General features: G+C 68.7%; 30 protein-coding genes. 7 read left to right on the plus strand and 23 right to left on the minus strand.

What is annotated here, in order from left to right; genetic code table 11:
• Window positions 1-41: 41 nt before the first annotated feature.
• Entirely contained in the window at window positions 42-3641 is a 3600-nt protein-coding gene (locus tag NA12_RS13820; protein WP_243654743.1) for an AfsR/SARP family transcriptional regulator, read from the minus strand.
• Window positions 3642-3753: 112 nt separating this feature from the next.
• On the opposite strand from NA12_RS13820, the gene NA12_RS13825 reads away from it, so the two are divergent.
• Together NA12_RS13825 and NA12_RS13830 are read left to right on the plus strand one after the other, a co-directional pair.
• Entirely contained in the window at window positions 3754-4218 is a 465-nt protein-coding gene (locus tag NA12_RS13825; protein WP_067449848.1) for an SRPBCC family protein, read from the plus strand.
• Window positions 4219-4296: 78 nt separating this feature from the next.
• Window positions 4297-5169: a 1,4-dihydroxy-2-naphthoate polyprenyltransferase gene (locus tag NA12_RS13830; RefSeq protein WP_067449850.1), complete on the plus strand. Its 873-nt coding sequence runs from the start codon at window positions 4297-4299 to the stop codon at window positions 5167-5169.
• Here NA12_RS13830 and NA12_RS13835 read toward each other — a convergent pair.
• From NA12_RS13835 to NA12_RS13855, 5 genes are all read right to left on the minus strand, one after another.
• Window positions 5166-5561 carry a phage holin family protein gene (locus tag NA12_RS13835; RefSeq protein WP_067449851.1) on the minus strand — a complete coding sequence of 132 codons (396 nt, stop codon included), beginning with the start codon at window positions 5559-5561 and terminating at the stop codon, window positions 5166-5168. The genes NA12_RS13830 and NA12_RS13835 overlap by 4 nt on opposite strands.
• Before the next feature lie 63 nt (window positions 5562-5624).
• Entirely contained in the window at window positions 5625-6200 is a 576-nt protein-coding gene (locus NA12_RS13840; RefSeq protein ID WP_067449852.1) for a Clp protease N-terminal domain-containing protein, read from the minus strand.
• Window positions 6200-6421, minus strand: a complete 222-nt coding sequence (locus NA12_RS13845) for a hypothetical protein (RefSeq protein ID WP_067449854.1) — start codon at window positions 6419-6421, stop codon at window positions 6200-6202. Before NA12_RS13845 ends, NA12_RS13840 begins: the two co-directional genes overlap by 1 nt.
• Before the next feature lie 68 nt (window positions 6422-6489).
• Complete coding sequence (gene cds1, locus NA12_RS13850; protein WP_067449857.1) at window positions 6490-7575, minus strand: L-cysteine desulfhydrase Cds1; 1086 nt, start codon at window positions 7573-7575, stop codon at window positions 6490-6492.
• Window positions 7572-7898 (minus strand): DUF4229 domain-containing protein, encoded by a 327-nt coding sequence (locus NA12_RS13855; protein ID WP_067449858.1) that lies wholly within the window; start codon window positions 7896-7898, stop codon window positions 7572-7574. Before NA12_RS13855 ends, cds1 begins: the two co-directional genes overlap by 4 nt.
• A gap of 204 nt (window positions 7899-8102) precedes the next feature.
• On the opposite strand from NA12_RS13855, the gene NA12_RS13860 reads away from it, so the two are divergent.
• The 3 genes from NA12_RS13860 (at window position 8103) to NA12_RS13870 (ending at window position 9345) form a co-directional block, all read left to right on the plus strand.
• Complete coding sequence (locus NA12_RS13860) at window positions 8103-8312, plus strand: BldC family transcriptional regulator (protein WP_056814442.1); 210 nt, start codon at window positions 8103-8105, stop codon at window positions 8310-8312.
• Between the two features lie 114 nt (window positions 8313-8426).
• Window positions 8427-8618: a hypothetical protein gene (locus tag NA12_RS13865; protein WP_067449905.1), complete on the plus strand. Its 192-nt coding sequence runs from the start codon at window positions 8427-8429 to the stop codon at window positions 8616-8618.
• Between the two features lie 79 nt (window positions 8619-8697).
• Window positions 8698-9345, plus strand: a complete 648-nt coding sequence (locus tag NA12_RS13870) for a hypothetical protein (protein WP_243654744.1) — start codon at window positions 8698-8700, stop codon at window positions 9343-9345.
• 72 nt (window positions 9346-9417) lie between these two features.
• On the opposite strand, the gene ccsB is transcribed toward NA12_RS13870, so the two are convergent.
• The 7 genes from ccsB to hemL all read right to left on the minus strand — a co-directional run bounded on the left by ccsB (window position 9418) and on the right by hemL (window position 15779).
• Complete coding sequence (gene ccsB / locus NA12_RS13875; protein WP_067449859.1) at window positions 9418-10374, minus strand: c-type cytochrome biogenesis protein CcsB; 957 nt, start codon at window positions 10372-10374, stop codon at window positions 9418-9420.
• A 37-nt stretch (window positions 10375-10411) separates the two neighbouring features.
• The gene (gene resB / locus NA12_RS13880) at window positions 10412-12040 is read right to left on the minus strand and encodes a cytochrome c biogenesis protein ResB (protein ID WP_067449861.1); all 1629 of its coding nucleotides are present in this window, start codon (window positions 12038-12040) and stop codon (window positions 10412-10414) included.
• Window positions 12040-12855 carry a cytochrome c biogenesis CcdA family protein gene (locus NA12_RS13885; protein WP_132369700.1) on the minus strand — a complete coding sequence of 272 codons (816 nt, stop codon included), beginning with the start codon at window positions 12853-12855 and terminating at the stop codon, window positions 12040-12042. Before NA12_RS13885 ends, resB begins: the two co-directional genes overlap by 1 nt.
• A complete protein-coding gene (locus NA12_RS33650; RefSeq protein WP_132369701.1) occupies window positions 12852-13088 on the minus strand; it encodes a hypothetical protein in 237 nt (78 codons plus the stop codon). The genes NA12_RS13885 and NA12_RS33650 overlap by 4 nt, the downstream gene beginning before the upstream one ends.
• Window positions 13085-13726 carry a TlpA disulfide reductase family protein gene (locus tag NA12_RS13890; RefSeq protein WP_067449863.1) on the minus strand — a complete coding sequence of 214 codons (642 nt, stop codon included), beginning with the start codon at window positions 13724-13726 and terminating at the stop codon, window positions 13085-13087. Before NA12_RS13890 ends, NA12_RS33650 begins: the two co-directional genes overlap by 4 nt.
• Complete coding sequence (locus tag NA12_RS13895; RefSeq protein ID WP_067449911.1) at window positions 13723-14340, minus strand: histidine phosphatase family protein; 618 nt, start codon at window positions 14338-14340, stop codon at window positions 13723-13725. Before NA12_RS13895 ends, NA12_RS13890 begins: the two co-directional genes overlap by 4 nt.
• 119 nt (window positions 14341-14459) lie before the next feature.
• Window positions 14460-15779, minus strand: a complete 1320-nt coding sequence (gene hemL / locus NA12_RS13900; protein WP_174551084.1) for a glutamate-1-semialdehyde 2,1-aminomutase — start codon at window positions 15777-15779, stop codon at window positions 14460-14462.
• 207 nt (window positions 15780-15986) lie between these two features.
• On the opposite strand from hemL, the gene NA12_RS13905 reads away from it, so the two are divergent.
• A complete protein-coding gene (locus NA12_RS13905; RefSeq protein WP_067449865.1) occupies window positions 15987-16373 on the plus strand; it encodes a hypothetical protein in 387 nt (128 codons plus the stop codon).
• On the opposite strand, the gene NA12_RS13910 is transcribed toward NA12_RS13905, so the two are convergent.
• From NA12_RS13910 to NA12_RS13930, 6 genes are all read right to left on the minus strand, one after another.
• Window positions 16374-16601: a hypothetical protein gene (locus NA12_RS13910; protein ID WP_067449867.1), complete on the minus strand. Its 228-nt coding sequence runs from the start codon at window positions 16599-16601 to the stop codon at window positions 16374-16376.
• Between the two features lie 76 nt (window positions 16602-16677).
• Window positions 16678-16941, minus strand: a complete 264-nt coding sequence (locus NA12_RS13915; protein ID WP_067449870.1) for a hypothetical protein — start codon at window positions 16939-16941, stop codon at window positions 16678-16680.
• A 30-nt stretch (window positions 16942-16971) separates the two neighbouring features.
• Window positions 16972-17094 carry a hypothetical protein gene (locus NA12_RS34625; RefSeq protein ID WP_255284081.1) on the minus strand — a complete coding sequence of 41 codons (123 nt, stop codon included), beginning with the start codon at window positions 17092-17094 and terminating at the stop codon, window positions 16972-16974.
• Between the two features lie 59 nt (window positions 17095-17153).
• Window positions 17154-17666, minus strand: coding sequence for a hypothetical protein (locus tag NA12_RS13920; RefSeq protein WP_243654745.1), 513 nt, complete (start codon window positions 17664-17666; stop codon window positions 17154-17156).
• Window positions 17663-18640: a porphobilinogen synthase gene (hemB, locus tag NA12_RS13925; protein ID WP_067449874.1), complete on the minus strand. Its 978-nt coding sequence runs from the start codon at window positions 18638-18640 to the stop codon at window positions 17663-17665. The genes NA12_RS13920 and hemB overlap by 4 nt, the downstream gene beginning before the upstream one ends.
• 45 nt (window positions 18641-18685) lie before the next feature.
• Entirely contained in the window at window positions 18686-19861 is a 1176-nt protein-coding gene (locus tag NA12_RS13930) for a serine hydrolase domain-containing protein (RefSeq protein ID WP_067449875.1), read from the minus strand.
• A 254-nt stretch (window positions 19862-20115) separates the two neighbouring features.
• On the opposite strand from NA12_RS13930, the gene NA12_RS13935 reads away from it, so the two are divergent.
• Window positions 20116-20394, plus strand: a complete 279-nt coding sequence (locus NA12_RS13935) for a hypothetical protein (RefSeq protein ID WP_067449877.1) — start codon at window positions 20116-20118, stop codon at window positions 20392-20394.
• A gap of 56 nt (window positions 20395-20450) precedes the next feature.
• Here NA12_RS13935 and NA12_RS13940 read toward each other — a convergent pair whose 3' ends face one another.
• From NA12_RS13940 to NA12_RS13955, 4 genes are all read right to left on the minus strand, one after another.
• A complete protein-coding gene (locus NA12_RS13940) occupies window positions 20451-22025 on the minus strand; it encodes a bifunctional uroporphyrinogen-III C-methyltransferase/uroporphyrinogen-III synthase (protein WP_067449880.1) in 1575 nt (524 codons plus the stop codon).
• On the minus strand, window positions 22022-23053 hold the full coding sequence (hemC, locus tag NA12_RS13945; RefSeq protein ID WP_067449883.1) for a hydroxymethylbilane synthase: 1032 nt from the start codon (window positions 23051-23053) through the stop codon (window positions 22022-22024). Before hemC ends, NA12_RS13940 begins: the two co-directional genes overlap by 4 nt.
• Window positions 23050-24522 (minus strand): glutamyl-tRNA reductase, encoded by a 1473-nt coding sequence (locus NA12_RS13950; protein WP_174551085.1) that lies wholly within the window; start codon window positions 24520-24522, stop codon window positions 23050-23052. Before NA12_RS13950 ends, hemC begins: the two co-directional genes overlap by 4 nt.
• 73 nt (window positions 24523-24595) lie before the next feature.
• The gene (locus tag NA12_RS13955) at window positions 24596-25459 is read right to left on the minus strand and encodes a redox-sensing transcriptional repressor Rex (protein WP_067449885.1); all 864 of its coding nucleotides are present in this window, start codon (window positions 25457-25459) and stop codon (window positions 24596-24598) included.
• Window positions 25460-25568: the final 109 nt, after the last annotated feature.

Consider the following 25568-nt stretch of genomic DNA (forward strand, 5'->3'; position numbering starts at 1 on the left):
GCGACGGCATCCGATCCACCGGGTCGGGTGCCGTTGTCGCGTCAGCGCAGTCCGGCGACGATCTCGACGACGCGTTTCGCGGCGTCGAGACGACGCGTACCCGCCGCGCGATGCAGGGCCGCATCCATCGCGGCATCACCGACCACGCCCCGGTGCAGCGCGAGGTGAGCGGCCAGTTCCATCGACGGGCCGTCTTGCCTGGCCACCGAAGTCCTTGCGAGGGTGAGCAGTTCGAGACCCTCGGCGCGCGCGGGCTCGGTGGCGAGCAGGTAGGAACCGAGCGCGCACGCGACCGCGCCGATCTGCGGCAGGTCGATGTACTGCGACAGCCGTTGATCGGCGGTGTCGATCAGCTGCGCCGCCAAGGCAGCGGCAACCGAGGCCCGGCCGTGCAGCACGTGGGCGCTGACTGTGGCTGCCGCCACCATTAGCGAACCGGGACCCGGAGTCGGTTCGAAATCGGGCCAGCCGAGCAGTTCCAGCCCACGGCGGTAATGGCCGAGCCCGGCGTCGATCTCACCCTCGGCGAGTTCGAGTTCGGCCAGCGCGGTGGCGGCGTTGGCCAGGCGGTGATTGCGGCGCACAGCGGGGTCGTCGACCGGGCTGACGCCCGAACTATCCGGTCGCAGCGCGAAGTCGAGTTCGGCGCGCGCCTGCTGGAGTTGGCCATCGCCCACCAGAGCCATGGCCAGGTAGCAACGGCTCTCCATGATCTCGTCGTGCACTCGGAGCTCGCTCATCAGTGCCAGCGCGTCGCGGTAATACGCCACGGCATCGTCGTAGCGCGCGGACTGGCCGCACAACTGCGCCAGGTGCTGGGACACCGTCGATCTGCCCCAGACCTCCGCCGGATCCATGTCGTCGAGCACGCGCAAGGAATCGAGGGTCGAGCCCGCGACATTGCCCGCGTTCTCCCAGAAGTTGGAACGGGCAACCAACGCGGCGATCCGGACCTGCCGATGAGACGAGCGCGCTCCCCGCGCGAACAGCCTGCCCAGCCGGAATTTCGTGGGTCGCACGGTGATCACCGCCCCGAGGAACGCCAAGCCGGGATCGAGATCCGGATTCGACAGCAGTCGTCGCGCGCGCATTCGCACGATCCCCGTCGCGCGGATGCCGCCGTCCTTGAGAAACAGCATGTGCAGGCAGGTCAGCAGATGCGCGATCATCTGGAGGTCGGCGGCCTCGCCCGAAACCGGTCGCGGCGGCGCGACGGCGACCAGACGCATGGCCCACCCCGTGAATTCCAGGTGCGCGCCACGCATCACCCACACCATCGCGACCACCGGAAAGACCGAGTACGCGGTGTTCGCGTCGGCGCGATCGACGGCGGTGCGCAGCACGGCGACCAGGTTGTCCAGATCGGCGGTCACCGCGAGCACCGACGCCACCTGATCGCCGCCGCGGTACCCGCGAAACGACGCGAGCGCGAATTCCCTTGCCCAGCGGAACATCCGGTCGCGAACGAGCGCGGACTCGCCGCCCTCAGTCACCGCGTCGACGGCGGCGATCTGTTCGGCGCCGAACTCACGCACCGTTTCGAGCATGCGATAGCGGATACCCGTGCCGTCGGGGTCGTCGAGGACGGTGAGCAACGACTGTGCCACTAACCCGTCGACCGCGGCGGCGACATCTGTGCCGGCGGCGACGATCTCGGCCGCGGACAGGGTGAACCCGGCCGCGAATCGGCTCAGCCTGCGCAGGGTCACCTGCTGATCGGGGTCGACGAGGTTCCAGCTCCAGGCGATCACCGCGTGCAGTGTGCGGTGCCGGTGCGGCGCGGACCGATCACCACTGCGCAACAGGGCGAAGCGGTGTTCGAGCCTGGTCTCGATCTCGGCGACGCTCATCGTGCGTACCCGCGCGGCGGCGAGTTCGATCGCCAACGGGAGACCGTCGAGGGTTCGGCACAGCCGGGCCACGGTGTCGGGATCGAGGCGCACTTCGGGGCGGACCGCCCTGGCCCGCGCCGAGAACAGGTCCGTGGCAGGCGAACCGGTGGCGGCGATCGCCAACGGAGCGAGCGGATAAACGGATTCGGCGGTGATCGCCAGTGGCGAGCGGCTGGTGGTGAGCACAGTCAACTGCGCACAGCAGCCGACGAGATCGGCGACCACCTCGGCCGCGGCATCGATCACGTGTTCGCAATTGTCCAGGATCAGCACCATCGGCCGTGCGGCGAGCGCTTCGCGCAGGCGGGTGCTCGCGTCGATGTGCCTGCCCGCGCGAATGGCGCCCGTTTCGCGCACCTCGCCCAGGCCGATCACCTGCCCGATCGCGATCTCGATGCCGGTGCGCGACTGGGCGCCGGCCTCCGATTCGGGCTGCACCGAGGCCAATTCGACGAGCACCACCGGCACCGAACGGGCCAGCCGTTCACCCACCGCGTTGGCGACCCTGGTCTTGCCGGTACCGCCGGGACCGAGCACAGTCGTCACCCTGGAGCGGTGCGTCAGGTCGCTGATCGCGTCGAGATCGGCCGTGCGGCCGAGCAATTCATTGGGCGCGGCACGCAGGCCGAGTGCCGTGCGCGAGGTCGGCGGGTCCGCCGTCGAGCTGTCGGACGTGCTGCCGTTCGCCGCTCGCGCGGGCAGTGTGTTCACTCGGTCACCGACTCCCACGATCGGTGCCGCGTCGGTGACCTGAGAGTCGCCGGTCGAGTCGACCGGACCTGGTGTCGCGGTGCCGGAAATGACCCGTGCGGCGACAGCACGATCGGGCCCGCCGGCGGCATTCCCGGTGCCCGACCCCGGCCGATCGACGTCGATGTCGCCGGGGTCGCCGAGTGCCGACGCGGCGGCGGATCGGTTTCCCCGTGTCGCGGCGCCCTGGTCGGCGCGCGGGTATTCGAGCTCGATCGGATCCCCGCGCAGGATGGCGGTATTGAGGGCGAGCAGGGCCGGGCCCGGGTCGGTACCCAGTTCTTCGATCAGGCGCTGGCGATACGTGGCGAAGACTTCGAGAGCTTCGTTGGTTCGGTCGTCGGCGGCCAGGAGTCGGATCAGGGTGGCGTGGGCGGATTCGTCCCAGGGGTTGGCGGCCGCGGCCGCGCGGGCCAGCGGGATGGCCGCGGTGACCTCGCGCAGACCGGTGTAGGCGGTGAGTTCGGTGCGATCGAGGTGGCGGCGCAGCTCGGCTGAGGCCGCGCGCAGGTCGTCGGCGGGGACGGAATCAGGAAGATCGGCGCCCGGTTCACCACGCCAGAGGGTGCGGGCCAGCGCGATCGCGGCGAGGCTGTCGGTCGGGTTTCGCGCGGTCAGGTGCTCGTCGGCGCGCCGGGCCAGCGCGGCGACCGCGGCGAGGTCGACGCTGTCGGTGGGCAAGCCGAGCCGGTAGCCGGCCGGGCCGATCTCCAGCGCGCCGGGGGGCAGCAGCGCCCGCAACCGCGAGACCTGGGTGTGCAGCGCGTTCATCGGCGCACGGGGCGGTTGGTCGCCCCATACCTCATTGATCAGCGTTTGGGCGCCGCGAGCCCGGCCGGGGTGCACCGCGAGCGCGGCCAGCAGCAGCCGGGCGCGGGCTCCGGGTAGCGCGATCATGGCGTCGTCGCGGCGGATCGCGATAACGCCGAGCACCCCCACGACAACGCAGGAGAGAGCCTCGGAGGACGACCCCTCGGGGCCGCGATGCTGTACAGACATGCCGAATGTCATCGTAGGCGAGGGCGTCGACAGGTTTTCGGTTCACGCCGGGCGCGACACCGCGGACCTCGTGTCCGCGGATTTGTCCCCACCTCGCTTTAGGCTCACGCGCATGGGCAACTTCGAGGTGTCGCGGCGCACCGTCATCGCCGCTGATCCGGCACGAATCCACGCACTGATCGACAACTTCGGGCAGTGGCGGCTGTGGTCGCCGTGGGAGGACGCCGACCCGCAGCTCGCCCGCACCTACACCGGCCCGGAATCCGGCGTCGGCGCGCGCTACGCCTGGCGGGGCAACCGCAAAGCCGGGGCGGGCGTGATGGAGATCAAGGCCGACGCCGCCCGCGAGATCGGCGTGGAGCTCACCTTCGAGAAGCCGTTCAAAGCCACCAATTTCGTCACCTTCACGCTCACTCCGGTGCCCGGCGGCACCGAGGTGACCTGGAGGATGACCGGCACCCACTCCGGCATGATGGGCGTGCTCGGCAAGGTGTTCCCGATCGACAATCTCATCGGCAAGGACTTCGACAAGGGGCTGGCCAAGCTCAAGACGATCGCCGAGTCCACCCCCGCCTGACCGCGATCAGCCGCCCTCCGGCCGTGCGCGAGGGGCTCCGGGAGCGGGCAGCGCCGGTGTCGGATTAGGCTTCGATCCATGGCAACAGCAGCGGAATGGATCGAGGGCGCCCGACCACGGACGCTGCCCAACGCGATCGCGCCGGTACTCGCGGGCACCGGCGCCGCCGCGTCCATCGACGGGGCTGTGTGGTGGAAAGCGATTCTGGCTCTGCTGGTTTCGGTGGCGCTGATCGTCGGGGTGAACTACGCCAACGACTACTCCGACGGTATTCGCGGGACGGACGACGTGCGGGTCGGCCCACTGCGGCTGGTCGGCTCGAAGCTGGCCTCCCCCACCGCTGTCCGCAACGCGGCGGTGCTCAGCCTGGCGATCGGCGCGGTCGCCGGTCTCGTGCTGGCCGTGACCACCGCGTGGTGGCTGGTGCTGATCGGGGCACTGTGCCTGGCGGGTGCGTGGTTCTATACCGGCGGCAGCAAGCCGTACGGCTACAGCGGTTTCGGTGAGATCGCCGTGTTCGTGTTCTTCGGGCTGGTCGCGGTGCTCGGCACCCAGTACGTGCAGGCGCTGCGGGTCGACTGGGTCGGCCTGCTGCTCGCGATCGGAGTCGGCGCGTTCTCCAGCGCGGTGCTGGTGGCCAACAACCTGCGTGATATCCCGACCGACACCGAGTCCGGCAAGGTGACCCTCGCGGTGAAACTCGGCGACGCGCGCACCCGCACCCTGCACCTGGTGTTGCTCGCGGCGCCGTTCGTTCTCAGCCTGGCACTGATCGCGCGCACGCCGTGGGCGCTGGCCGGACTGCTCGCGTTGCCGCTGGCGATCCGGGCCAACGCCCCCGTGCGCACCGGCAAGGGCGGGCTGGAACTGATTCCCGCCCTCCGCGATTCGGGGCTGGCCCTGCTGGCGTGGTCGGCGCTGAGCGCGCTGGCCGTGGGGCTCGCGGGCTAGTCGCCGTCGGGCACCAGAATGCCGAGCACCCAGTTGACCAGGGTGATGATCAAACCGCCCCACAGCGCGGCCCAGAAGCCGTCGACGCGAAGGCCGTAGTCGGTGATCTCGGTGATCTTGGCGGTGAGCCACAGCATCCCCGCGTTCACCACCAGCAGGAACAGGCCGAGGGTGAGGATCACGAACGGCAACGACAGGAGTTGCACGATCGGCTTGATCACGGCGTTGACCGCCGTGAACACGACCGCGACGATGAGCAGAACCAGGGCCTTACCCCAGTTGCCCCAGTCCGCCGACCACTCGGGCGGCACGATGACATCGATCTTGTCGATCCACGCCGCCGCAGCCCAGATGGCTATGGCGTTGATGACCAACCGGATTGCTAGTTGCATACACCCAATGCTAGGCCGGTAATCGGACATTGCGGCGGGTCTGACACACACCCGACAGTGAATTCACGCGGCGCGGTCGAGCATCGCGTGGAGATCGGCGCGCAGGCCCGATACCGCGTCACCGCCGCCGAGTAGGTCGGTGGTGGCCGGGTCGGCCCCGCGCAGGATGCCGAGCAGCAGGTGGGTCGAGGAGATCTCGCGGTCCTTGCGGTCGACCGCCTCCCGCAGCGCGAGTTCCAGCGACTTCTTGGCCGGGCCGGTGAACGGGATATGCCCGGAGCCGAGAAGTCGGCCGAATATGCCGCGTTCGGGCTTCGGTTCGGCCTGGTCCCAGGCTTGCGGGCCGAAGTTGTCGGCGATACTGGCCTGCACGGCATCCAGGTCGATGCCGATCGAGCGCAGGGCCTGCGCGTCATCGGCGCCCAGCGGGGGTTCGCTCGTGCGGGCGGCGAGGGTGGCGCGAAGACCGTCGGCGCTGATGCCGCGCGCGTCGAGCACCGCGCGCAATCCCGGTTCGGCGTTCGACAGGGTGCCGAGCAGCACATGCTCCGGCCCGATCCGCTTCGCGCCCAACTCCTTGGCGTCGTCCTGGGCACTGACCACGGCAGCTCTGGCCTCGCGGCCGAATTTCTCGAACATCAGCGGGTTCCACCTTTCCGGTTGTGTTTCTGATGGACCGCTTGCCTACTCACCTCGAGTGCCTCGGCGATGGCCTGCCACGACCAGCCGTTGGCTCTGGCGTTGGCGACCTGGATGGTTTCGAGTCGGTCTGCCAGTCGGCGCAGCGCGAGCACAGCTCGCAGCCCGACCGCGGGGTCGGGGTTACCTGCCGCTGAGGCGAGAGTTGTCGCATCGGTCATGGCGTCAATTTTGATTGACAGCCACTTCGTTTGTCAACAAAAATTGACAACGCTGCGCGCGAAAGGCGTCAGCCGTTCCAGCGACCGGTGGTGACGAATTCCGTCAGGATCTCGGTCGGGCCGGCCAGATCCATCTGCTGGGCGGCCACCCAGTCGTCGTCGAAGTAGGTTCCCGCGTACCGGTCACCGCCGTCACACAGCAGCGTCACCACGCTCCCGCTACGGCCCGCAGCCATCAGTTCGGCGATGAGATGGAAGGCGCCCCACAGGTTCGTGCCGGTCGAGCCGCCGACGCGACGGCCGAGCGCGGCACTCGCATGACGAGCGGTGGCGATCGAGGCCGCGTCGGGAACCACGATCATCCGATCGACCACCTGTCCCACGAACGACGGCTCCACCCGGGGACGGCCGATCCCCTCGATGCGCGACGACATCCCGGTCTCATAGCCCGCGTCGCCCGTTTCATAGCCGCCGAAGAACGCCGAGTACTCGGGGTCGACCACCGCCAGGCGCGTCGCGTGCCTGCGATAGCGGATGTAGCGCCCGATCGTCGCGCTGGTGCCGCCGGTGCCCGCGCCTACCACGATCCACTCCGGCACCGGATGGTTCTCCAGCGCCAACTGCTCGTAGATGGACTCGGCGATGTTGTTGTTGCCGCGCCAGTCGGTGGCCCGTTCGGCATGGGTGAACTGATCCATGAAATGTCCGCCGGATTCAGCGGCGAGCCGCTTGGCCTCGGTGTACATCTGCGGTGGTCGATCGACGAAATGGCATCGGCCGCCCTGCGCTTCGATGAGCGCGACCTTCTGCGGCGACGTGCTCGCCGGCATCACCGCGACGAAGTCCAGACCGAGCAGCTTCGCGAAGTAGGCCTCGCTCACCGCCGTCGAGCCCGACGACGCCTCGACCACCGTCGTACCCTCGGTCACCCAGCCGTTGCAGATCGCGTACAGGAACAGCGACCGCGCGAGCCGGTGCTTGAGACTGCCGGTGATGTGGGTCGACTCGTCCTTGAGGTAGAGCCGCACCGGCCAGTCGGCGGGCAGCGGATACCGCAGCAGGTGGGTGTCGGCGGAGCGTTGAGCATCGGCGTCGATCAGCCGGACGGCATTGTCGACCCAGTCACGCGGGGCGCTGCGGTCGAGGTACTTCACGCCGACGAGCCGTCGTCGTCACCCCGCAAGCGGGCCCGCAGTTGCGCCTTGTCCTGGCGGCGGCGCGCGTCGACAACGGCGATGTCCTCGTTCACCTTCACCCGCAGCTTCTTGAACAACGTCAGCGACAGCGGCATCGCCACGATCAACGCGAACAGCGCCGCGACGATCACCGGCACGTCGACGCCGATCAGCTTGGCCACGCCCACGATCAGCGCGGCGATCGCCACGACCAGCCCCAGACGAGCCAGTGTGTAGAGCGCGAGGTTGCGTACCAGCCGCTTCCCTGCGCCAGGACCCTGCTGACCTGTTGCTTCACTCACGACTACAGCCTAGTGCGCGGCATTCGGTGAGCGCGCACGGCCGGAGCGAAGCCGTGGTCACGCCCAGCCCCTCCGATGCGGCCCCGTTCGCGGCTTTTGTCTATTACTTCCCCTTTACCAACAGTAGGTGGTTCGACTACGTGGGGGTCGCAGTGCGACGATGACGCCACTGATGAGGGAACTGTCGAAACGGAGAGGTTAGCTATGACTGCGATCACCGTCGGCCTTCAGGACACTCTGCTGACACCAGGCCAAGTGGCCGCCATGTTCCATGTAGATCCCAAGACCGTCACCCGGTGGGCCCATGCGGGTCGGCTCGGCTCACTGCGCACACCGGGCGGACATCGCCGTTTCCGCGAGTCCGAGGTCTTGCAGTTGCTCAGATCATTGACCACCGAGGCAGCACCCCGCTGACTCACCGGCCGACGCGAGCCCACCGCGGGCTCGCGTTCGCCGAAAATTTCCCTCCCGTTGCGGATATGCACACGGTGCGGACACGGCTACCCTCGATAGCAGGAGGTGAGCGACGTGACGTACCTGTTGGCACTCATCGCGATCGTGGCCATCGTGGTGCTGTGCTGGAAGGCGTTCGGCCCCGAAATGCCCCGCCCGAATCCCGGCCCACCCTCGCGCAGACCGGTTCTCGGTCCCGACGACGACCCGGAATTCCTCTGGCGCCTCGGCAAACAGCGACGCGACGACTCCGGCCCCACCGAGTAGCCTCGCGATGTGCGGCGCCGTGAGCTGTCGCACATACCCCCGTTGCGCGTCGAAAGAGCTGGGTAGATAACGTATTCCGGTGATTGATGTGCAGCAGGGTTCTGTCCCGACCACTTGGCGCGCGGCCGACGGCAGCGCCGTGACGTTCACCGAGGCCCGGTTGGAGTGGACTCGCGCCGCACATGAGGTGCTGGCCGATACCGCCACCCGGTTCAACAACTTCATCGTCAACACCGAGTTGGCCGAGCTGGTCCAGGAGGAATCCGGGATCCGCACCGCGGTGAAGTGGCAGCACTGGCTGCCCGTCGTGCTGGACAAGGTCGCCGAGCACTGTCACAAGAACAACGAGCCGCCGCTGAGCGCCCTGTGTGTGCGCAAGAACCAGACGGTCGGCACCGGCTACCGCTACATCCTCGAACTGGCCGGCCTGCCCATCCCCGACGACCTCGAAATGCACGCGGCCGCGGCCCGCTGGCAGTGCTACCAGCACTACGCCACCGACCTACCCGCCGACGGCGGCCTGCCCACCCTCCCCCCGAAGGTCGCCGCCATCCGCCAGTCCACCTCCGCGGACCTGGCCACCGCCGAGGCAGCCGAAGCAGCCGTCAAACGCCCCGCCGCCCGCCGCACCACGACAGCCGTCCCCAAGCCCGAACCGGTCCGCAAACCGGTCTGCCTGAACTGCCATGTAGAACTCCCCGCCAACAAGATCTGCTACTACTGCTGATCAGCGGTCACCGACAAACAAGGCCCAGAAGCTCTCAGAGCCTCTGGGCCTCATGCATATCCGGCAGGGCGACTAGTTCAGTCCCGCGTAGCTGTGCAGACCGCTGATCACCATGTTGATGATGAAGAGGTTGAACAGCATCGCGACGAAGCCGGCGATGTTGATCCAGGCGGCCTTGGTGTCTCGCCAGCCCGAGGTGGCTCGGGCGTGCAGGTATGCCGCGTAGAGGACCCAGGCGATGAAGGAACAGGTTTCCTTGGGGTCCCAGCCCCAGAAGCGGCCCCAGGCGGCTTCGGCCCAGATGGCGCCGAGGATGACGCCCGCGCCGAAGAGGGGGAAACCGATGATGGTGGTCTTGTAGGCGAGCTGGTCGAGGGTGCGGGCGTCCGGGAGGCGGCGGGCGACGGTGCCGAGAATGTTGGCGGATTCCTCGCCCGCGGGCTGGCGCATGCGGAACAGGTAGAGCAGGCTGGCCACGCCGGAGACCAGGAAGACACCGCTGCCGATGCTGACGATGGTGACATGGATGGGCAGCCAGAACGAGCGAAGGGCGGGGACCACGGGGGCGGCGTCGGCATAGAGGATCGTGCCGGCCAGGAACATCAGGATCAGCACGGGGACCAGCAGGAACGCCCACATGGCGCGGTAGCGCTGGTCGCGCAGGAAGATCAGGCCGATCGCCACGGCGGCCGCGGTGGCCATGGTGGTGAACTCGTACATGTTGCCCAGTGGGAAACGATGGGTGGCGAAGCCGCGCAGCACGATCGAGCCGATGTGCAGGGCCGCGCCGACCAGCAGGACCGAGAAAGCCATGTTGCCCAGCCGTTCGGCGAGCGGTTTGGCCTGCGTGGTCTCGACGCGGCCGGGCAGGCCCGGGTCGCCCGCGGGCACCAATTCGCGCGCGGCGACCTGTTTGGCGCGCGCCGAGGCGTACTGCACGATCAGCAGGACCGTGGCCAGCGCGTAGATCGCGATGGCCGACATGAACGCGAAGTCGCTGTACCGTGCCAGCGTTTCGTCGATCTGCATCAGGACTCCGTCTCCGTATCGAGTGCCCGCGTCAGCATCAGTTCTGCGCTCCGAGCAACCGTGTGCGCAGTCGATCGAATTCGGCGCCCCAGCCCGCTTGATCGCTCCTGGCCAGGCCGCCCATTTCTACTACGGCACGTCGTTGACCCACGGTACCCGCCGCCGCCTCGACCGGGTACGCCCGGATCCAGATCCGCCGCCGTTTCAGCAACAGCGACACCAGCAGCCCGGCCATCATCGTCAGCGCGCTCACCAGCACCCACTGCTGGGCGGGGTCGTGCGAGACCTGCAGGTTCACGAATTCCTCCGCGCCGTCGAAGGTGACCTTCGCTCCGCTCGGCAACGTGGTCGACTCGCCGGGACGCAGGTTGACCCGGGCTTCCTTGGTCAACCGCCCCTGCTTGATCATCTCCGGGTCCAGCGCGAACAGCGACTGTGAGCGCCCGGTGTCGAGGCCCGTATTGCCGCGATACACGTCCACCGCGACCGCCGGGTCGTCCATTCGGGGGAACGACGAGGTGAGCAGGCTGCCGTGGAACAGCGCGGTGGGCGCGAACAGTCCCTCGATGGCGATCTGGTTCTGTCGACGTTCCTCGTCGGTGGCGTACATGCCGCCGGGCGGATCGATGCGCAGCACACCGCTGGACAGGAAGGTCCGCGCGTCGTCGGGCCGCCACTGGATGGTCTCGGTGCGGGTCTGCCCGTTGGGGAAGGTGACGGTGAACCTCGGCGCGAAACCATGCCCCTGCAGGTACACGCGGTCACCGGCGACGCGCAGTGGATGGTTCACCCGGAGTTCGGTACTGCGCCAGGTGTCGGTGTTCAGGTCGGCGCCCGCCTGGTACTCGACGTTCGAGTGGAACATCTCGGCCTGGCCGGTGGACAGGTAGTCGGCGGTGAAGTCCTTCACCTTGACGCACAGCGGCGTCATGCCGGTGCCGTCGTTGGTGTTGCCCGCGCGGAAGGAGTCGAACACCGCGGGCGAGGTGGTGCAGAAGCCGGGACCGCCATCGGCGATCACGATGACATTGCCCTCGTATCCGAGCAGCTTGCCCAGTGCGATCGCGACCAGCAGCCCCACCAGCGACAGGTGGAACACCAGGTTGCCGAACTCGCGCAGATAACCCTTCTCCGCGGACAGCGTCACCTCACCCTCGCGATGACCGGGACGAACCTCGGTCCGCCACCCGCGCAGGGCCGCCGCGGCGGCCTCGATCACCTCGTCGGGCGTGCGGTCGTCGGTCTCGCTGCCATGGTGCGGCAACCGGCTCAGGTTGCGCGGCGCCGGCACCGGCGGGGTTCGCAGTGCCCGGTAGTGGTCCCAGCAGCGCGGCAGGATGCAACCGACCAGCGAGATGAACAACAGCACGTAGATGGCGGTGAACCAGAAGCTGCCGAACACGTCGAACAGTTCGAACCGGTCCATCCACGGTCCGAGCGTCGGACGGTCGGCGATGTACTGGTCGACCTTCTGCGCGTTGAGGCTGCGCTGCGGTAGCAACGCGCCGGGGATGGCGGCGAGGGCGAGCAGGAACAGCAGCACCAGCGCGGTGCGCATGCTCGTCAGGCCGCGCCAGGAATTACGGACCAGGGCCCAGGCCCGGCCCAGCAGCGACTGCCGGACGGGCGGGGTGGGGGTGGTCGTAGTGGTCAGCGTGTCAGTCATCAGATCGGAAGAGTCACCTCGGAGACGAACCCGTCACGCACCCAGCCGACGAACTGATCCCATGCCCCCGTGACCAGCGCGACGCCGACGGCGACGAGCAGAACACCCCCGATTACCTGAATGGTGCGCGAATTGCGCCGCAGCCAGCCGACCCCGCGCAACGCACCGGCCGACCCGAATGCCAGCACCACGAACGGCAGCCCGAGACCGAGGCAGTAGGCCACGATCAGCGTCACCCCGCGCACGGCGGTGGTGCCCTCGGTGCCCGCGGACACCGCCATCACACCCGACAGCGTCGGGCCAAGACACGGCGTCCAGCCGAGCGCGAACACCCCGCCGAGCAGCGGCGCGCCGAGGATGCTGGTGAGCCTGCGCGGCTCCATCCGCGTGTCGCGCTGCAGGGCGGGAACCAAGCCGATGAACACCAGACCCATCAGGATCGTCACCACACCGCCGATGCGCTGCAGCAGTTCCCGATTCACGTTGAGGGTCTGGATCACGCCGAAAACAGTGGCCGTGGCCAGCACGAACACCACCGTGAACCCGGCGACGAACAGCCCGGCGGCGCCGGCCACCCGCATCTTCGCGCTACGGCGTTGCGCGGTGAGCGTGCTCGCCTGCGCGTTGGTGGCGGGCGGCGCCTCGGCACCGACCAGTCCGGCCAGATACGACAGATAACCGGGGACGAGCGGCACGACACACGGTGAAGCGAACGACACCAGGCCCGCGAGCAGGCAGGCTCCCAGCGCCAGCAGAAGCGGACCCGATGCCGCCGTCTGCTGGAAGGAATCCCCGACTGCGGCGAGCGGGATCACTCGTCGTTGCTCGCGTCGGTGTCACGCTCTTCGTCGCGCGGCAACGACAGAGTGCGTTCGGTTTCGGCCGGATCAGCGGGGCCGAAATCGAACAGACCGGCGCCCGCGACACTGCGCGGCACGGTCGCGATGCCGGCCCAACGGTCATCGACCGTCCAGCCCGCACCCATTCGGCGCGCGCCCTGACGGGGACGACACGCGGTCAGATTTCCTGGACGACGACGGCTGTTCACTGCTTCTCCTCGGCGGCGATGCGCTCGACCACTGGCTGAAGGTCTTCGGCCAGTAGCGAGCGAAGGAAGACCGCGGCGACCCGGTGCTGACGATCCAGGATCAACGTGGTCGGAATAACACTGGTGGGAAAGTTTCCGCCGAGAGCGAGCAGGGTCCGCATCGACGGGTCGTAGATGGACGGGTATTCGATCTTGTTGTCCACTACGAAGTCCTGGGCTTTGTCACGCTGATGGTCACGCACATTGATCCCCAGGAACGCGACGCCCTGATCTTTGGTCGCCGCGAAGACTTTTTCGAGAGCGGGCGACTCGGCGCGGCACGGGCCACACCACTGTCCCCACAGGTTCACGACCACGATCTGGTTCGGGAAATCGTCGACCGAAACGGTCTTTCCCTCGTTCATCAGATCGGGCCCCGAGAGCGTGCCGATCGTTCCGCGCGTGGCGGGCGGATCGTAATAGATTTCCGTTTTACCACCGGGTGAGACGAATTCGAAGGTCCCACCCCCGGTGGCGACCGCATCGGTACCGGTCGCGCAGCCCGCCGCGGTGACGATCACCAGCAGGGCGGACAGGACGGCGGTCACCGCCCGCGGCCGACGGCCACGGGCGGTTCCCGACGAGGTGAAGCGTGTCATGCGCCGTGAACCGACGGATCCGACGCCCCGGCGGGCTCGGAATAGACGATGTCGACGAGCGTGTCGCCGTGATAGACCAGCGAGGTCAGCGACGCGAGCGAGCACTGCCGGTTGCGCGGGTCGTGCCACAACCGCTGGCCCTGCAGGAACCGGCGCAGCGTCCACACGGGCAGCTGATGCGAGACCAGCACCACCTCGTGGCCGGCGGCCTCGACGCGGGCCTTGTTCACCGCGGCGAGCATGCGATGGGCGATCTGCAGGTACGGCTCGCCCCAGGACGGGGTGAACGGGTCGCGCAGTTTCCACCAGTGCCGCGGCTTGCGCAGGGCGCCGTCACCGACGGACACGCGTAGGCCCTCGAAGGTGTTGCCCGCTTCGATCAGGTTCTCGTCGGTGCGCACGATCAGGTCGTGGGCGGCCGCGATCGGGGCCGCGGTCTCCTGCGCGCGTTGCAGCGGGGAGGCGATCACCATCGCGACGTCGTGATCGGCCAGCGAGCGGGCGACCGCACCGGCCTGCGAGCGCCCGGCCACCGAGAGGCTGAAACCGGGCAGGCGACCGTAGAGGATGCCGTTCGGGTTGTGTACCTCGCCGTGGCGCAGCACGTGCACGATGGTCTCGACGCTCGACGGGTCGGTGTCGAGCGCGGGCGGGGCGGCGGCGGGGGCAGGATGGGGCGCCTCGTCGCTATCCGCCGGGACTGGGGCGAATTCTGCGTCGGGCTGGTCGGAGCTCACGCTGGGGATCCTTCGGGGGTTGCGGCCGCGGCCGCGAGGGCGGCGGCGGGCAGAGCGGCGTCGATACGGTCGAACGCGTCCTCGTCGAGTGCCGCGGAGACGAACCAAGCCTCGAACGCGCTCGGCGGCGCGTACACGCCCGCGTCGAGCAGGGCATGGAAGAAGGCAGGGTAACGCCAGGTCTGACTCGCTTTGGCGGCGGCGTAGTCGGTCACCGGGCGCTCGGCGAAGAACACGCTCACCATATTGCCTGCGAACTGGACTTGATGCTCGACACCGGCCTCTGTCAGGGCTTTCGCGAAGAGCGAGCCGAGACGATCGGCGTTGCGGTCCAGCGCCGCGTACACCCCGGCGTCGGCCGCGCGCAGCGTAGCCAGGCCCGCCGCGACGGCGACGGGGTTACCGGACAGCGTGCCCGCCTGATACACCGGGCCGAGCGGGGCGAGGTTGTTCATGATCTCGGCGCGACCGCCGAACGCGGCGGCGGGCAGCCCACCGCTCATCACCTTGCCGAAGGTGTAGAGGTCACCGGCGACGCCTTCGCGGCCGTACCAACCCGACGCGCTGACCCGGAAACCGGTCATCACCTCGTCCATGATCAGCAACGCGCCGTTGTCGTGGGCGAGGGTGCGCAGGCCTTCGTTGAAGCCGGGCAGCGGCGCGACCGCGCCCATATTGCCCGCGGCGGCCTCGGTGATGACGCACGCGATCAGGCCGGGGTGCGCTTCGAAGGCGGCGGCGACGGCGGCGAGGTCGTTGTAGGGCAGCACGATGGTGTCGGCGGCTTGGGCGCCGGTGACGCCGGGCGAGGTCGGCAGGCCGAGGGTCGCCACACCGGAGCCGGCGTCGGCCAGTAGCGCGTCGACGTGACCGTGGTAGCAGCCGGAGAACTTTATGATCTTGGACCGGCCCGTGAAGCCGCGGGCCAACCGGACCGCGCTCATCGTGGCCTCGGTACCGGAGTTCACCAGGCGGACCCGTTCGACGGGATCGACGCGGGCGGCGATGGCCTCGGCGAGCTCGATCTCGGCCTCGGTCGGCGCACCGAACGACAGCCCGCTCGTCGCGGCCTTCTGCACGGCCTCGACGACCGCGGGGTGGGCGTGCCCGAGGACCATCGGCCCCCAGGAGCACACCAGATCGATGTAATCGTTGCCGTCGGCGTCGGTGAGCGTGTAGCCGCTCGCGGAGGTGATGAACCGCGGCGTACCGCCGACCGAATTGAACGCACGAACCGGGGAATTGACGCCACCCGGGATCACGGCGGCCGCCCGCTCGAAGAGCTGGGCCGAAACCGGTACCTGCGTAAGACTCACGGATTCCAGTGTCTCAGCTCGCCTCGGCACGCCGGACGACAGGGTGGAGCACAGTGACCCAGACCGCAGCGACCCACCGACGACACGCCCGACACGCCGCCCTTATCGGCGAAAGAATCGGATCTAGGCCCATTGGCCTGCGACTACGCTCCGGGCGGCTCAGCTCCTGAGCCATCGAAAAATCAGCTTTCAGCGAGAGGGTATTTCATGCGTTTCGGCGTCACCAGCACTGTGCTCGGCACCGGGTTCGTCGCGGTGGGAGTGCTCCTCGGCGCGGGTCCGGCCACTGCGTTCGCACCGCAGGTCCAGCCCGATCGGATCGGCGCTCAGCTCAGCCACGAGGAGACCGTGGCGCTCGGGTCGGGGCCGATTCCGGCGATCACCGCGATGTTCGTACCTGCAAATCGGATCGGCGCGGGACTGCACGCCGACACCGAGCTGTACCGCGACGCCGACGGCGGCATCCGCGCCACCCTGCGCCAGGTGGTGACGGAGGCGACCCGCCATCCCGACGGCACCGTCTCCGTATTCCTGAACGCGCCCGGCACGCGCGGCGGCCGCGTCGTCGACGTCTACCAGCAGTGGACCAGCTGATCAGGTGTACATGCAGGGCACTTCGGCCGAGATCGTGTGCAGCTGGCACATGATGCCGTTGTAGATCCCGCTCGAGCCGGTCTCCGGGGCGAAACCATCGGCGGCCGGCTCGGCGGCGATCATCGGGGTGAGCGGCAAGCCGGTGGCGGCCTGGGCGGGCGCCGCGGCCAGCGCGATCGTCGCCACGGCGGCGGCGACGGTACAGATTCCTGCGGTCAGTCTGGTCATCGATTCCTCCTCGAGGGAGCCCGCTGCGCGAGCTCGCGTCCCGAACCCCTACGCGCACATCGGAATTCGGCTTCCTCTAGGTCATCGGTTCGATGCCGCGCGGCGCTACAGCCGCGTGGTAGATCCTGGCGACGACGTCGATCACCAGCACCCCGCTCACGATCACCAACGCACAGGCGAGCACCAGCAACGGCGGCACATACCGCACCGCCACGAAACCGGGGTGCTCATCGGTACCGAGGAATTCGGTCGTACGCCGCGCCGCGCGCCAGCTGACAACCGCGCAGGCCAGGAAGAGCACGGCGAAGCCGACTTCGAACAACGCGATCAGGCGTCTCATTCCTGCGATCCTGCCAGGAGCGAGATCGAATCAGCCGACCAGGCTCGGTGCCAGAATCAGCGCGATGACGGCCAGGGTGAGTACAACCATCAACCCGATGACCAACAGGTCACGCCGCAGGCTGTGTGGCTGCTCGATCACCACGCGCATCATTGCCTCCGCTCCCCCGGCACTCAGCCGGTGTGATAATCCTCACCATACACTGTGCGGTGTTACTTCCGGTGGGACTGGAAGTACTTCGTCGACTCCGGGCGGTAGCTCAGAAACGCGGCCCCCGCGGCGAGCACACCCTGCACGATCGCCGCGCCACCCGCCACGATCGTCGCGGGACTCGCGACGGCGGCGAAGGTGAACATGGTGGCGATGGCGCCGAGCCCGAGCCAGATCGCGACGACCGTGAGCACCGTGCGCGCCCAACTCTTGCCACGGCCGAGCTGATGCGCGATAGCCACGGTGACACCGGCCAGCAGCACGCCGACCAGCGCCGTCAGCGCGAAAGCAACCAGCACCATCGCATCGACAGTCGATGCCGGGAAATTGGGATCCGACTTGTGCATCTCGTCGAGGAACTGCTCGCTGAGCTTGTCGCGCTCCCCGGTCATGGTGATGACGCTGGCGAAGGTGTAAACCACACCGAGGCCGGCGATTCCCCACCACAATTGGCGGGCGGTACCGACATCCTCCGGCATGGGAAGGGTTTCGGGTTTGTTCGGAGGAACGATCACGACAGCCAGTGTGCTGCCTCGGTGGCCCAATAGGTGAGCACGATGTCCGCGCCTGCCCGCCGGATGCCGATCAGCGACTCCAGGACCGAGGCCCTGCGGTCGATCCAGCCACGCTCGGCGGCGGCGGTGATCATCGCGTACTCGCCGGAGATCTGATACGCCGCGACCGGGACCGTCGAACGGTCGGCGACGTCGCGCAGGATGTCGAGGTAGGACATCGCGGGCTTCACCATCACGATGTCGGCGCCCTCGGCAAGGTCGAGGTCGAGTTCGCGCAGTGATTCGCGGCGATTGGCCGGATCCTGCTGGTAGGTGCGGCGATCGCCGTCCAGTGACGAGCCGACGGCCTCGCGGAAGGGGCCGTAGAAGGCCGAGGCGTACTTGGCCGCATAGGCGAGAATCGCGGTGTCGGTGCGACCGACCGCGTCGAGTCCGCGCCGGATCGCGCCGACCTGTCCGTCCATCATGCCGCTGGTCCCGAGCAGATCGGCCCCGGCTTCGGCCTGCGACAGCGCCATCTCCACATACCTGTGCAGCGTGGCATCGTTGTCGACCGCGCCGTCGGTGCCGATGACCCCGCAGTGGCCGTGATCGGTGAACTCGTCGAGACAGGTGTCGGCCATGATGACCGTGGCGTCACCGACCTCCTCGGCCAGCGCGCGCAGACCGCGATTGAGAATCCCGTTCGGATCACTGGCCTGTGAACCGGTCGCGTCCTTGTCCTCGGGCAGCGGCACCCCGAACAACATCAGCCCGCCGACTCCGGCGGCCACCGACTCCGCCGCGGCCTTGCGCAGAGAGTCGAGCGAATGCTGGTACACCCCCGGCATCGAACTGATCTCCCGCGGCTCGTCGAGACCGTCGGCCACGAACATCGGCAGCACCAGCTGACGTGGCTGCAGCGTGGTCTCGGCGACGAGTCGACGCAATGCGGGTGTCCTGCGCAACCGCCGTGGGCGGTCGAAAGCGGTCATAGCCCGCAGAATACGCCTGTGCCCCGATGGTCGCCGCGGCGCCTGTCAGGGGTCGGACCGGCGGGAGGCTTCGCCCAGAATCTGCTCGAAAGTAGCGAAGACCGGGGAGGGACCCGCCGAACTCCAGGTTTCGTTGGTGAGCAGAATCGCTGTCACCGCGCCGTCGTTGGACCAGGTCGAGCCGAGGCCGCCCGACCACCCGTAGGCACCTGCGCGCGGGCCGTGCGGTTGATCGCGCAACTGGATGCCGACGCCGTACCCCCATCCCGCGTCGTCGCCGGGGCCGGGGCCGCCGCGGGCCAGTTGCTCGGCGGTGAGGTGGTTGGTGGTCATGGCCGCGACGGCTCGCTCGGACAGCACTCTGGCACCGTCGAGTTCACCGCCCTCGCGCAGCATGCGGGCGAACCGGTGATAATCGGCGAGAGTGGAGACCAAGCCGTCGCCGCCGCCTTCGAACGCCGGTGGGGTGCTCCATTGGCCGTCGACGGGGTCGAAGACCGTGCGGGCGCCCTCGGTTTCCGCGTAGTGGGGGCCGAAGCGGGCCAGCTTGCCGGGCGGGACGGAGAAGCCGGTATCGGTCATCCCGAGCGGGCGCAGGACCCGTTCGGCCAGGAATTCCGACAGCGGCTTGTCCGCCGCTCTGGCGACCAGGAAGCCGAGGATCGGCGCGCCGACGTGATAGAGCCAGCGTTCGCCCGGCTGATATTGCAGGGGCAGGGCGCCGAGTCTTCGCAGCCAGACGTCCGCGGGCGCCATCCGCGCCGGCGTCGGCGGACCCCAGCCGAGGTCGCGCTCGTTCCAGGCGGCATCGAACGGCTTGGGTGCGAAGTCGGTGAAATCCATGCCCCAGCCGAGGCGGAAGGTCAGCAGGTCCTCGACGGTGATCGGGCGGTTGGCCGCGACCGTGTCGGTGACCTCGGCGGTGGGTTTCGTGAGCACCTGTCGGTTCGCGAGTTCGGGAAGCAACCGGTCGACCGGTTCGGCCGGGTCGAGTACACCGTCGTCGATCAGGATCGAGGCCGCGACCGCGGTGAGCGGTTTCGTCATCGAGGAAATCCGGAAGATCGTGTCGGTGCGGATCGCGGTGGCGCGGGTGGCGTCGAGATGGCCGATGGCGCCGGTGGCGACATCGTCGCCGGTCGCCACGAGCCAAGCCAGGCCCAGCAGTTCGTCCGCCGCGATGTGCGCGCCGAGCCGGGTGTCGATCTCGTCCACCGTCATCGCCTCTCCTCGGGTTGCCTCGCGCTACTAGACCACAGCGGTCCGACAGCTACCGGCGAAACACCACCGGCGGCGCATCGCCGCAGTCGGCGACCCGGCGCGGCGAACCTGTGGATAACATCGAAACCCACTGGAGCTCAATGGCTTCCGCGAGAAATCGACGAAACCTGTCGGTGCCCCTCGGTATAATCGAAAGCGTGTTCGAGGGTTCCGACGATCGGGGGCGGGACCCAAACGCAACGGGAGGACACCGAATGAATGCCATTGCCGCTCAATCCACTTTCATCACCGCGCCGTACGTGCCACTCGAGAAGAAGCGCCTGCCCGCGGGCAGGCCGCGCCGCTGGTATGTGGCGCACAATCGTCGGCTCAAGGCCATGCGGTTGACGATCGCACTGCTGGATTCCGGTGTGTACCTACCCAATCAGGCCACCAACGAGACGATCCGGCGCACCGCGGACAAGATCGACATCCGCCCACCGTCGGATGCCACCTGTCGGCTCGTGCGCACGCTGCTGCGCTACAGCCGATGACCCGGATACGCCGAAAGCCCGCCGGTGTGGGCGGGCTTTCGACGTATCTGCTGAGCTCAGCGGCTGCTGCTGCGGCGGCTCTTCTTCCGCGGCGGCGGCAGCAGGCCCTCGGCGCGCAGGCGCGACGCGTGCTCGGCCAGTGCCTCCACCAGTGGGCCGACCTGTGCCGTCTCCGGCTGCACGTCCACGCGCAGACCGAACTCGATCGCGGTCTCGGCGGTCTTCGGGCCGATGCAGGCCACGATGGTGCGAGCGTGCGGCTTGCCCGCGATGCCGACCAGGTTGCGCACCGTGGAGGACGAGGTGAACAGGACCGCGTCGAAACCGCCGGTCTTGATCATCTCGCGGGTCTCCGCGGGCGGCGGCGAGGCGCGCACCGTGCGGTAGGCGGTGACGTCGTCGATCTCCCAGCCGCGCTCACGCAGGCCCTCGGCCAGGGTCTCGGTGGCGATGTCGGCGCGGGGCAGCAGCACCCGGTTCACCGGATCGAACACGTCGTCGTAGGGCGGGAAGTCGGCGAGCAGGCCCTCGGAGGACTGTTCCCCGCTGGGCACCAGTTCGGGGTTGATACCGAAGGAGCGCACCTTCTCCGCGGTGGCCTCACCGACGCAGGCGATCTTCACACCGGAGAACGCGCGAGCGTCCAGACCGAACTCGGCGAACTTCTCCCATACCGCGCGCACCGCGTTGGTGGAGGTGAACACCACCCACTGGTAGCGCCCGTCGACCAGACCCTTCACGGCCCGTTCCATCTGGGCGGGACTGCGCGGCGGCTCCACCGCGATGGTCGGCACCTCGATCGGGATCGCGCCGTGGGTGACGAGCCGCTCGCTCATCTCCCCCGCCTGATCCTTGGTACGCGGGACCAGCACGGTCCAGCCGTAGAGGGCACGCGATTCCCACCACGACATCTTGGCGCGCTTGTCGACTTCCTTGCCGACCGTCACCACCAGCGGGCCGACGAGCTCGGATGCCGCGTTGTTCAGCGAGGCCAGCGTGGCCTCGATGGTGCGCTGCTGGCGGGTGGTGCCACGCACGGTCACCGCGACCGGCGTCTGCGGCGCCAGACCGTGCTCCACCAGGGCGCTGGCGGTCTCGGCCAGGTGCCCGGAGGTGGCGTGCAGCACCAGCGGCCCGGGGGCGGCGGCCAGCGCCGACCAGTCGACCTCGCCGCGTACATCGGCCTCGGTGTGCCCGGAGCCCAGCGCGATACCCGCGTAGCTGGGTACGGCCGAGCCGTTGGGCAGGCCGGGAAGTACCTCGAACACCATGTGCGAACGGGTCACGGCGTTGACTTCGTTGATCACCGAATCGGTGGTCAACGGGTCGCCGGTGACGATGCGGACCACGTCGTGCCCGTTGCGCGCCTCGGCGATCAGCGTCTTGGCCACCTCGGCGGGTTCGCCGAGGGCGGGCCGCACGTCGACCGGGCTCTCGCCGTCCTCGCCCACCTCGACGGCGCTACCGATCAGGGCGAGCACGCCCTTGTCGACATCGGGGTCGGTGAACGCCAGCATCGCCCGCTCGAGCACCTCACGGGCACGCACGGTCAGCAGGGCCGGGTCGCCGGGGCCGGATCCGACGAAAAGGATCCGCCCTGGTTGCTTCTTGGTAGCTCGGCTGCTGCTCATCGGTTGTTCTCCATCGGGCTGGAATTAGTGAAGTCTGTGGGCGCCGGTTCGTCTGTGACGCTCAGCAAAGCGCGAGCACCCAGGTCCAGCAGTTCGCGCGCCAGCGCGCGACCGAGCTCGGCCGCGTCTTTCGGCGCGCCGACGATCGAGGCGCGCAGCACGTCGGAGCCGTCGATCGCCGCGGCGCAGGCGCGCAGTGAGAGTTCGTCGAAGATCCGGCCGTCCTCGTCGATCGACTCGACGATCTCGGCGAGCGCTCCGATCGGCGCGGTGCAGCCTGCCTCGAGCTCACCGAGCAGCGAACGCTCGGCGAGCACCGCGGCTCTGGTCGCGGCATCGTCCAGACCGGCGAGTACCTCGATCAATTGCGGGTCGTCGCTGCGGCATTCGACCGCGAGCGCGCCCTGTGAGGGGGCGGGCAGCATCTGCACCGGTTCGAGCGACTCGGTGATCTCGTCGGTACGCCCGATCCGGCACAGGCCGGCGCGGGCGATGACGATCGCGTCGAGTTCGCCCTCGCTCACCTTGCGTAGGCGGGAGTCGATATTGCCGCGCAACGGGAGGATATCGAGGCCGAGGCCGAGCGCGCGCAGCTGCGCGGCGCGGCGCGGCGCCGAAGTCCCGACGCGAGCACCGGCGGGCAGTTCGCCCAGGACCATGCCGTCGCGGGCCACCAGCGCGTCGCGCGGGTCCTCGCGCGGCGGGATCGCGGCGATGGTGAAGCGCGGGTCCTGCGCGGTGGGGAGGTCTTTATAGGAGTGCACCGCGATGTCGATGCCGCCCAAGGCGAGCTCGTCGCGCAGCGCGGAGGTGAACACTCCGACACCGATCGTCTGCACCGGATCCGAGGACAGATCGCCCGGCGTCTTGATGACCACCAGTTCAGCGGGCTGCCCCGCCGCGATCAGCGCATCACGGATGGTGCCCGCCTGTGTCAGCGCGAGCAGGCTGCCGCGCGTGCCGATCCGCCACGGCGCACTGGTGCTGCCTGCGGTCACGCTGTCCTCTTCCTGCACTGTCGTGGTCATGCGGTTTCCTCCTGCGCATGCCCGAGCGGCGCTGCGTGATTTCGCATGCTGCCTGTGTCGGGTCTTGACTCGGTCAAGCGTGACGGCCCATCGCCGAGGTGGCCTGCGGTGAAGTCGTCGGCCAGCGCGGCCTCCGCCGCGGCGACCTCCATCGGGGCGGCAACCGCTTGTACCGCACCAGGTTTCAGTTCGAACAGCTCACGCAACGCCTCGGCGTAGCTGTCGCCGCCCGGCGTCGATGCCAGCTGCTTCACCCGCACGGTCGGCGCGTGCAGCAGCTTGTCGACGACGCGACGCACCGTGCGCGCCACCTCGTCGCGGGCCGGGTCGGCCAGGTCGGGCAGCCGCGAATCGAGGCGGAGCAGTTCGGCTTCCACCACGTCGGCGGCACGCTGACGCAGTGCGGCCACCGTGGGGGTGACCTCCGCCATGCGTTGCCCGGCAAGGTATTTGGCGAGTTCGTCGGCGACGATGAGGCGCGCGGCGGCGGTGTCGTCGGCCGCGGCTCCCGCGGCCGGATCGCGCTGCAGCGATTCGATGTCGATAACGGCGACGCCGGGCAGACCCGCCACGGCATGCTCCACATCGCGGGGTAGGCCCAGATCGCAGAAGACCAGGGGACGCTCGGCGACGTCGGTGCGGTCCCGATCGGCGAGTGCGCGATGGGTGTCGGCCAGGGTCACCACGGACCCGACCGCGCCCGTACAGGTGATCACGACATCAGCGCCCGCCATGGCCTCGGTGAGCCGCGAGATCTCGACCGCCTCGGTGTCGACACCGTGCATGGCGCGCCCGGTTTCCGCGAGACGCTGTGCGCGCTCGAGGGTCCGGTTGACGACGACGATGTGCCCGATCCCGGCCCGCGACAGATGCGCGACGGCCAGCCCGCCCATCGCGCCCGCGCCCACCACTACCGCGGTCCGCCCGGCGAGATCGCCGACCACGCCGCGCGCCCGATCCAGCGCCACCGACACCACCGAGGCACCGGCCCGATCGATCCCGGTCTCCGAATGCACCCGCTTGCCGACCCGCAACCCGTGCTGGGCCAACTCGTGCAGCGTGCGCCCGACGGCCTGCTGACCATCGGCGCTGGCATACGCGCTGCGAATCTGGCTGAGCACCTGCTGTTCACCGACAACCATCGAGTCCAGGCCGCTGGCCACCGCGAACAGATGCTCGGCCGCGGCCTCGCTGTAGCGCACATAGGCGTGCTTGGTGAGATCCCCGAGCGGCAGCCCGGAATGCCTGGTGAGCAGCTCGCTCACCTCGCCGAGCCCGCCGTGGAAGGCGTCGACGACCGCGTAGACCTCGACCCGGTTGCAGGTGGAGACGATCATGGCCTCCGACACATGGCTGGAGGACAGCAGCCGATCCACCAGCTTCGGCCGATCGGCCTCACTGATGGCGACCTTCTCCAGCACCGACACCGGGGCGCTGCGGTGTGAAATACCGACCAGCAGAACACTCATGACCGCACCTCACCGACGCTCGGTCGGGTCATGCGGGTCCGCACGCCGTGTTGCTGTTCCAGCTGGCGCTCGCTCATGGCGTGATCACCGATCCCTTGGTGCTTGGCTCCGTTGCCGAGTGGGGCGTGGCCGAATGCGGCGCGGTACGCCGTGTCGGCCTGCCGCGGGCCGGTTCGACCGGTGCGGCATGGGTGAGATGGCTTGGCGGCGTCACCCGGCGCGCGACCCGGCCGGAGCCGACCTCGGCGATCTCGGGCAGCGCGGGCGCGTCGTTGCGCGCGGCGTCGAAGGACAGCATCTGCAGTTCCATCGCCAGGTCGACGCGGCGGACCTGGACATGGGCGGGCGCGCGCAGTTCCAGCGGCGCGAAACTCAGAATCGACGGCAGACCGGCGGCGACGAGCCGGTCACACACGTCCTGGGCAGCTTCGTCGGGGACGGCCACCACCGCGATCGTCGGCGTCAGCGCGGGAATCTGCGCGCTCATCTGCTCGACATCGCGCACGACGAGACCGGCGTACGACTGACCGATCACCGACGGGTCGTTGTCGAAGATCGCGACCACGGTGAAGCCTCGCACCCCGAATCCGCCGTAACCGACCAGCGCGCGGCCCAGATTGCCCGCGCCGATCAGCACTACCCGATGTCCCTGCGACAGTCCGAGCACATCTTCGATCCTGGTGCGCAACTTGGCTACGTCATAGCCGACACCCCGCACCCCGTTGGGTCCGAGGAAGGAAAGATCCTTGCGCAGCTTCGCCGAATTGACACCCGCCGCGACAGCGAGTTCCTCACTCGATACGATGACTACACCCTCGTCGGCCAACCCGGCGAGAACCCGGAGATAGGTAGCGAGACGAGTCACCGTGGCCTGCGGAATGTCCCGCACGAGAGCCTTGCCGGAGACGCCACTCGGCGTCTCGTGCTGCTCTGTCACGTCGTCGGCTCCTCGTTCCGGGCCTGATCGCGGTCCGGTTCCTCTGTTCGTTCACCGGTGTGGGTCGCTGCAATTTCGAGAGCGCGACCGGTGCCATAGGGGCGGTACA

Origin of the sequence: Nocardia alba NBRC 108234 (assembly GCF_001612665.1) — a bacterium.
GTDB lineage: Bacteria > Actinomycetota > Actinomycetes > Mycobacteriales > Mycobacteriaceae > Nocardia > Nocardia alba.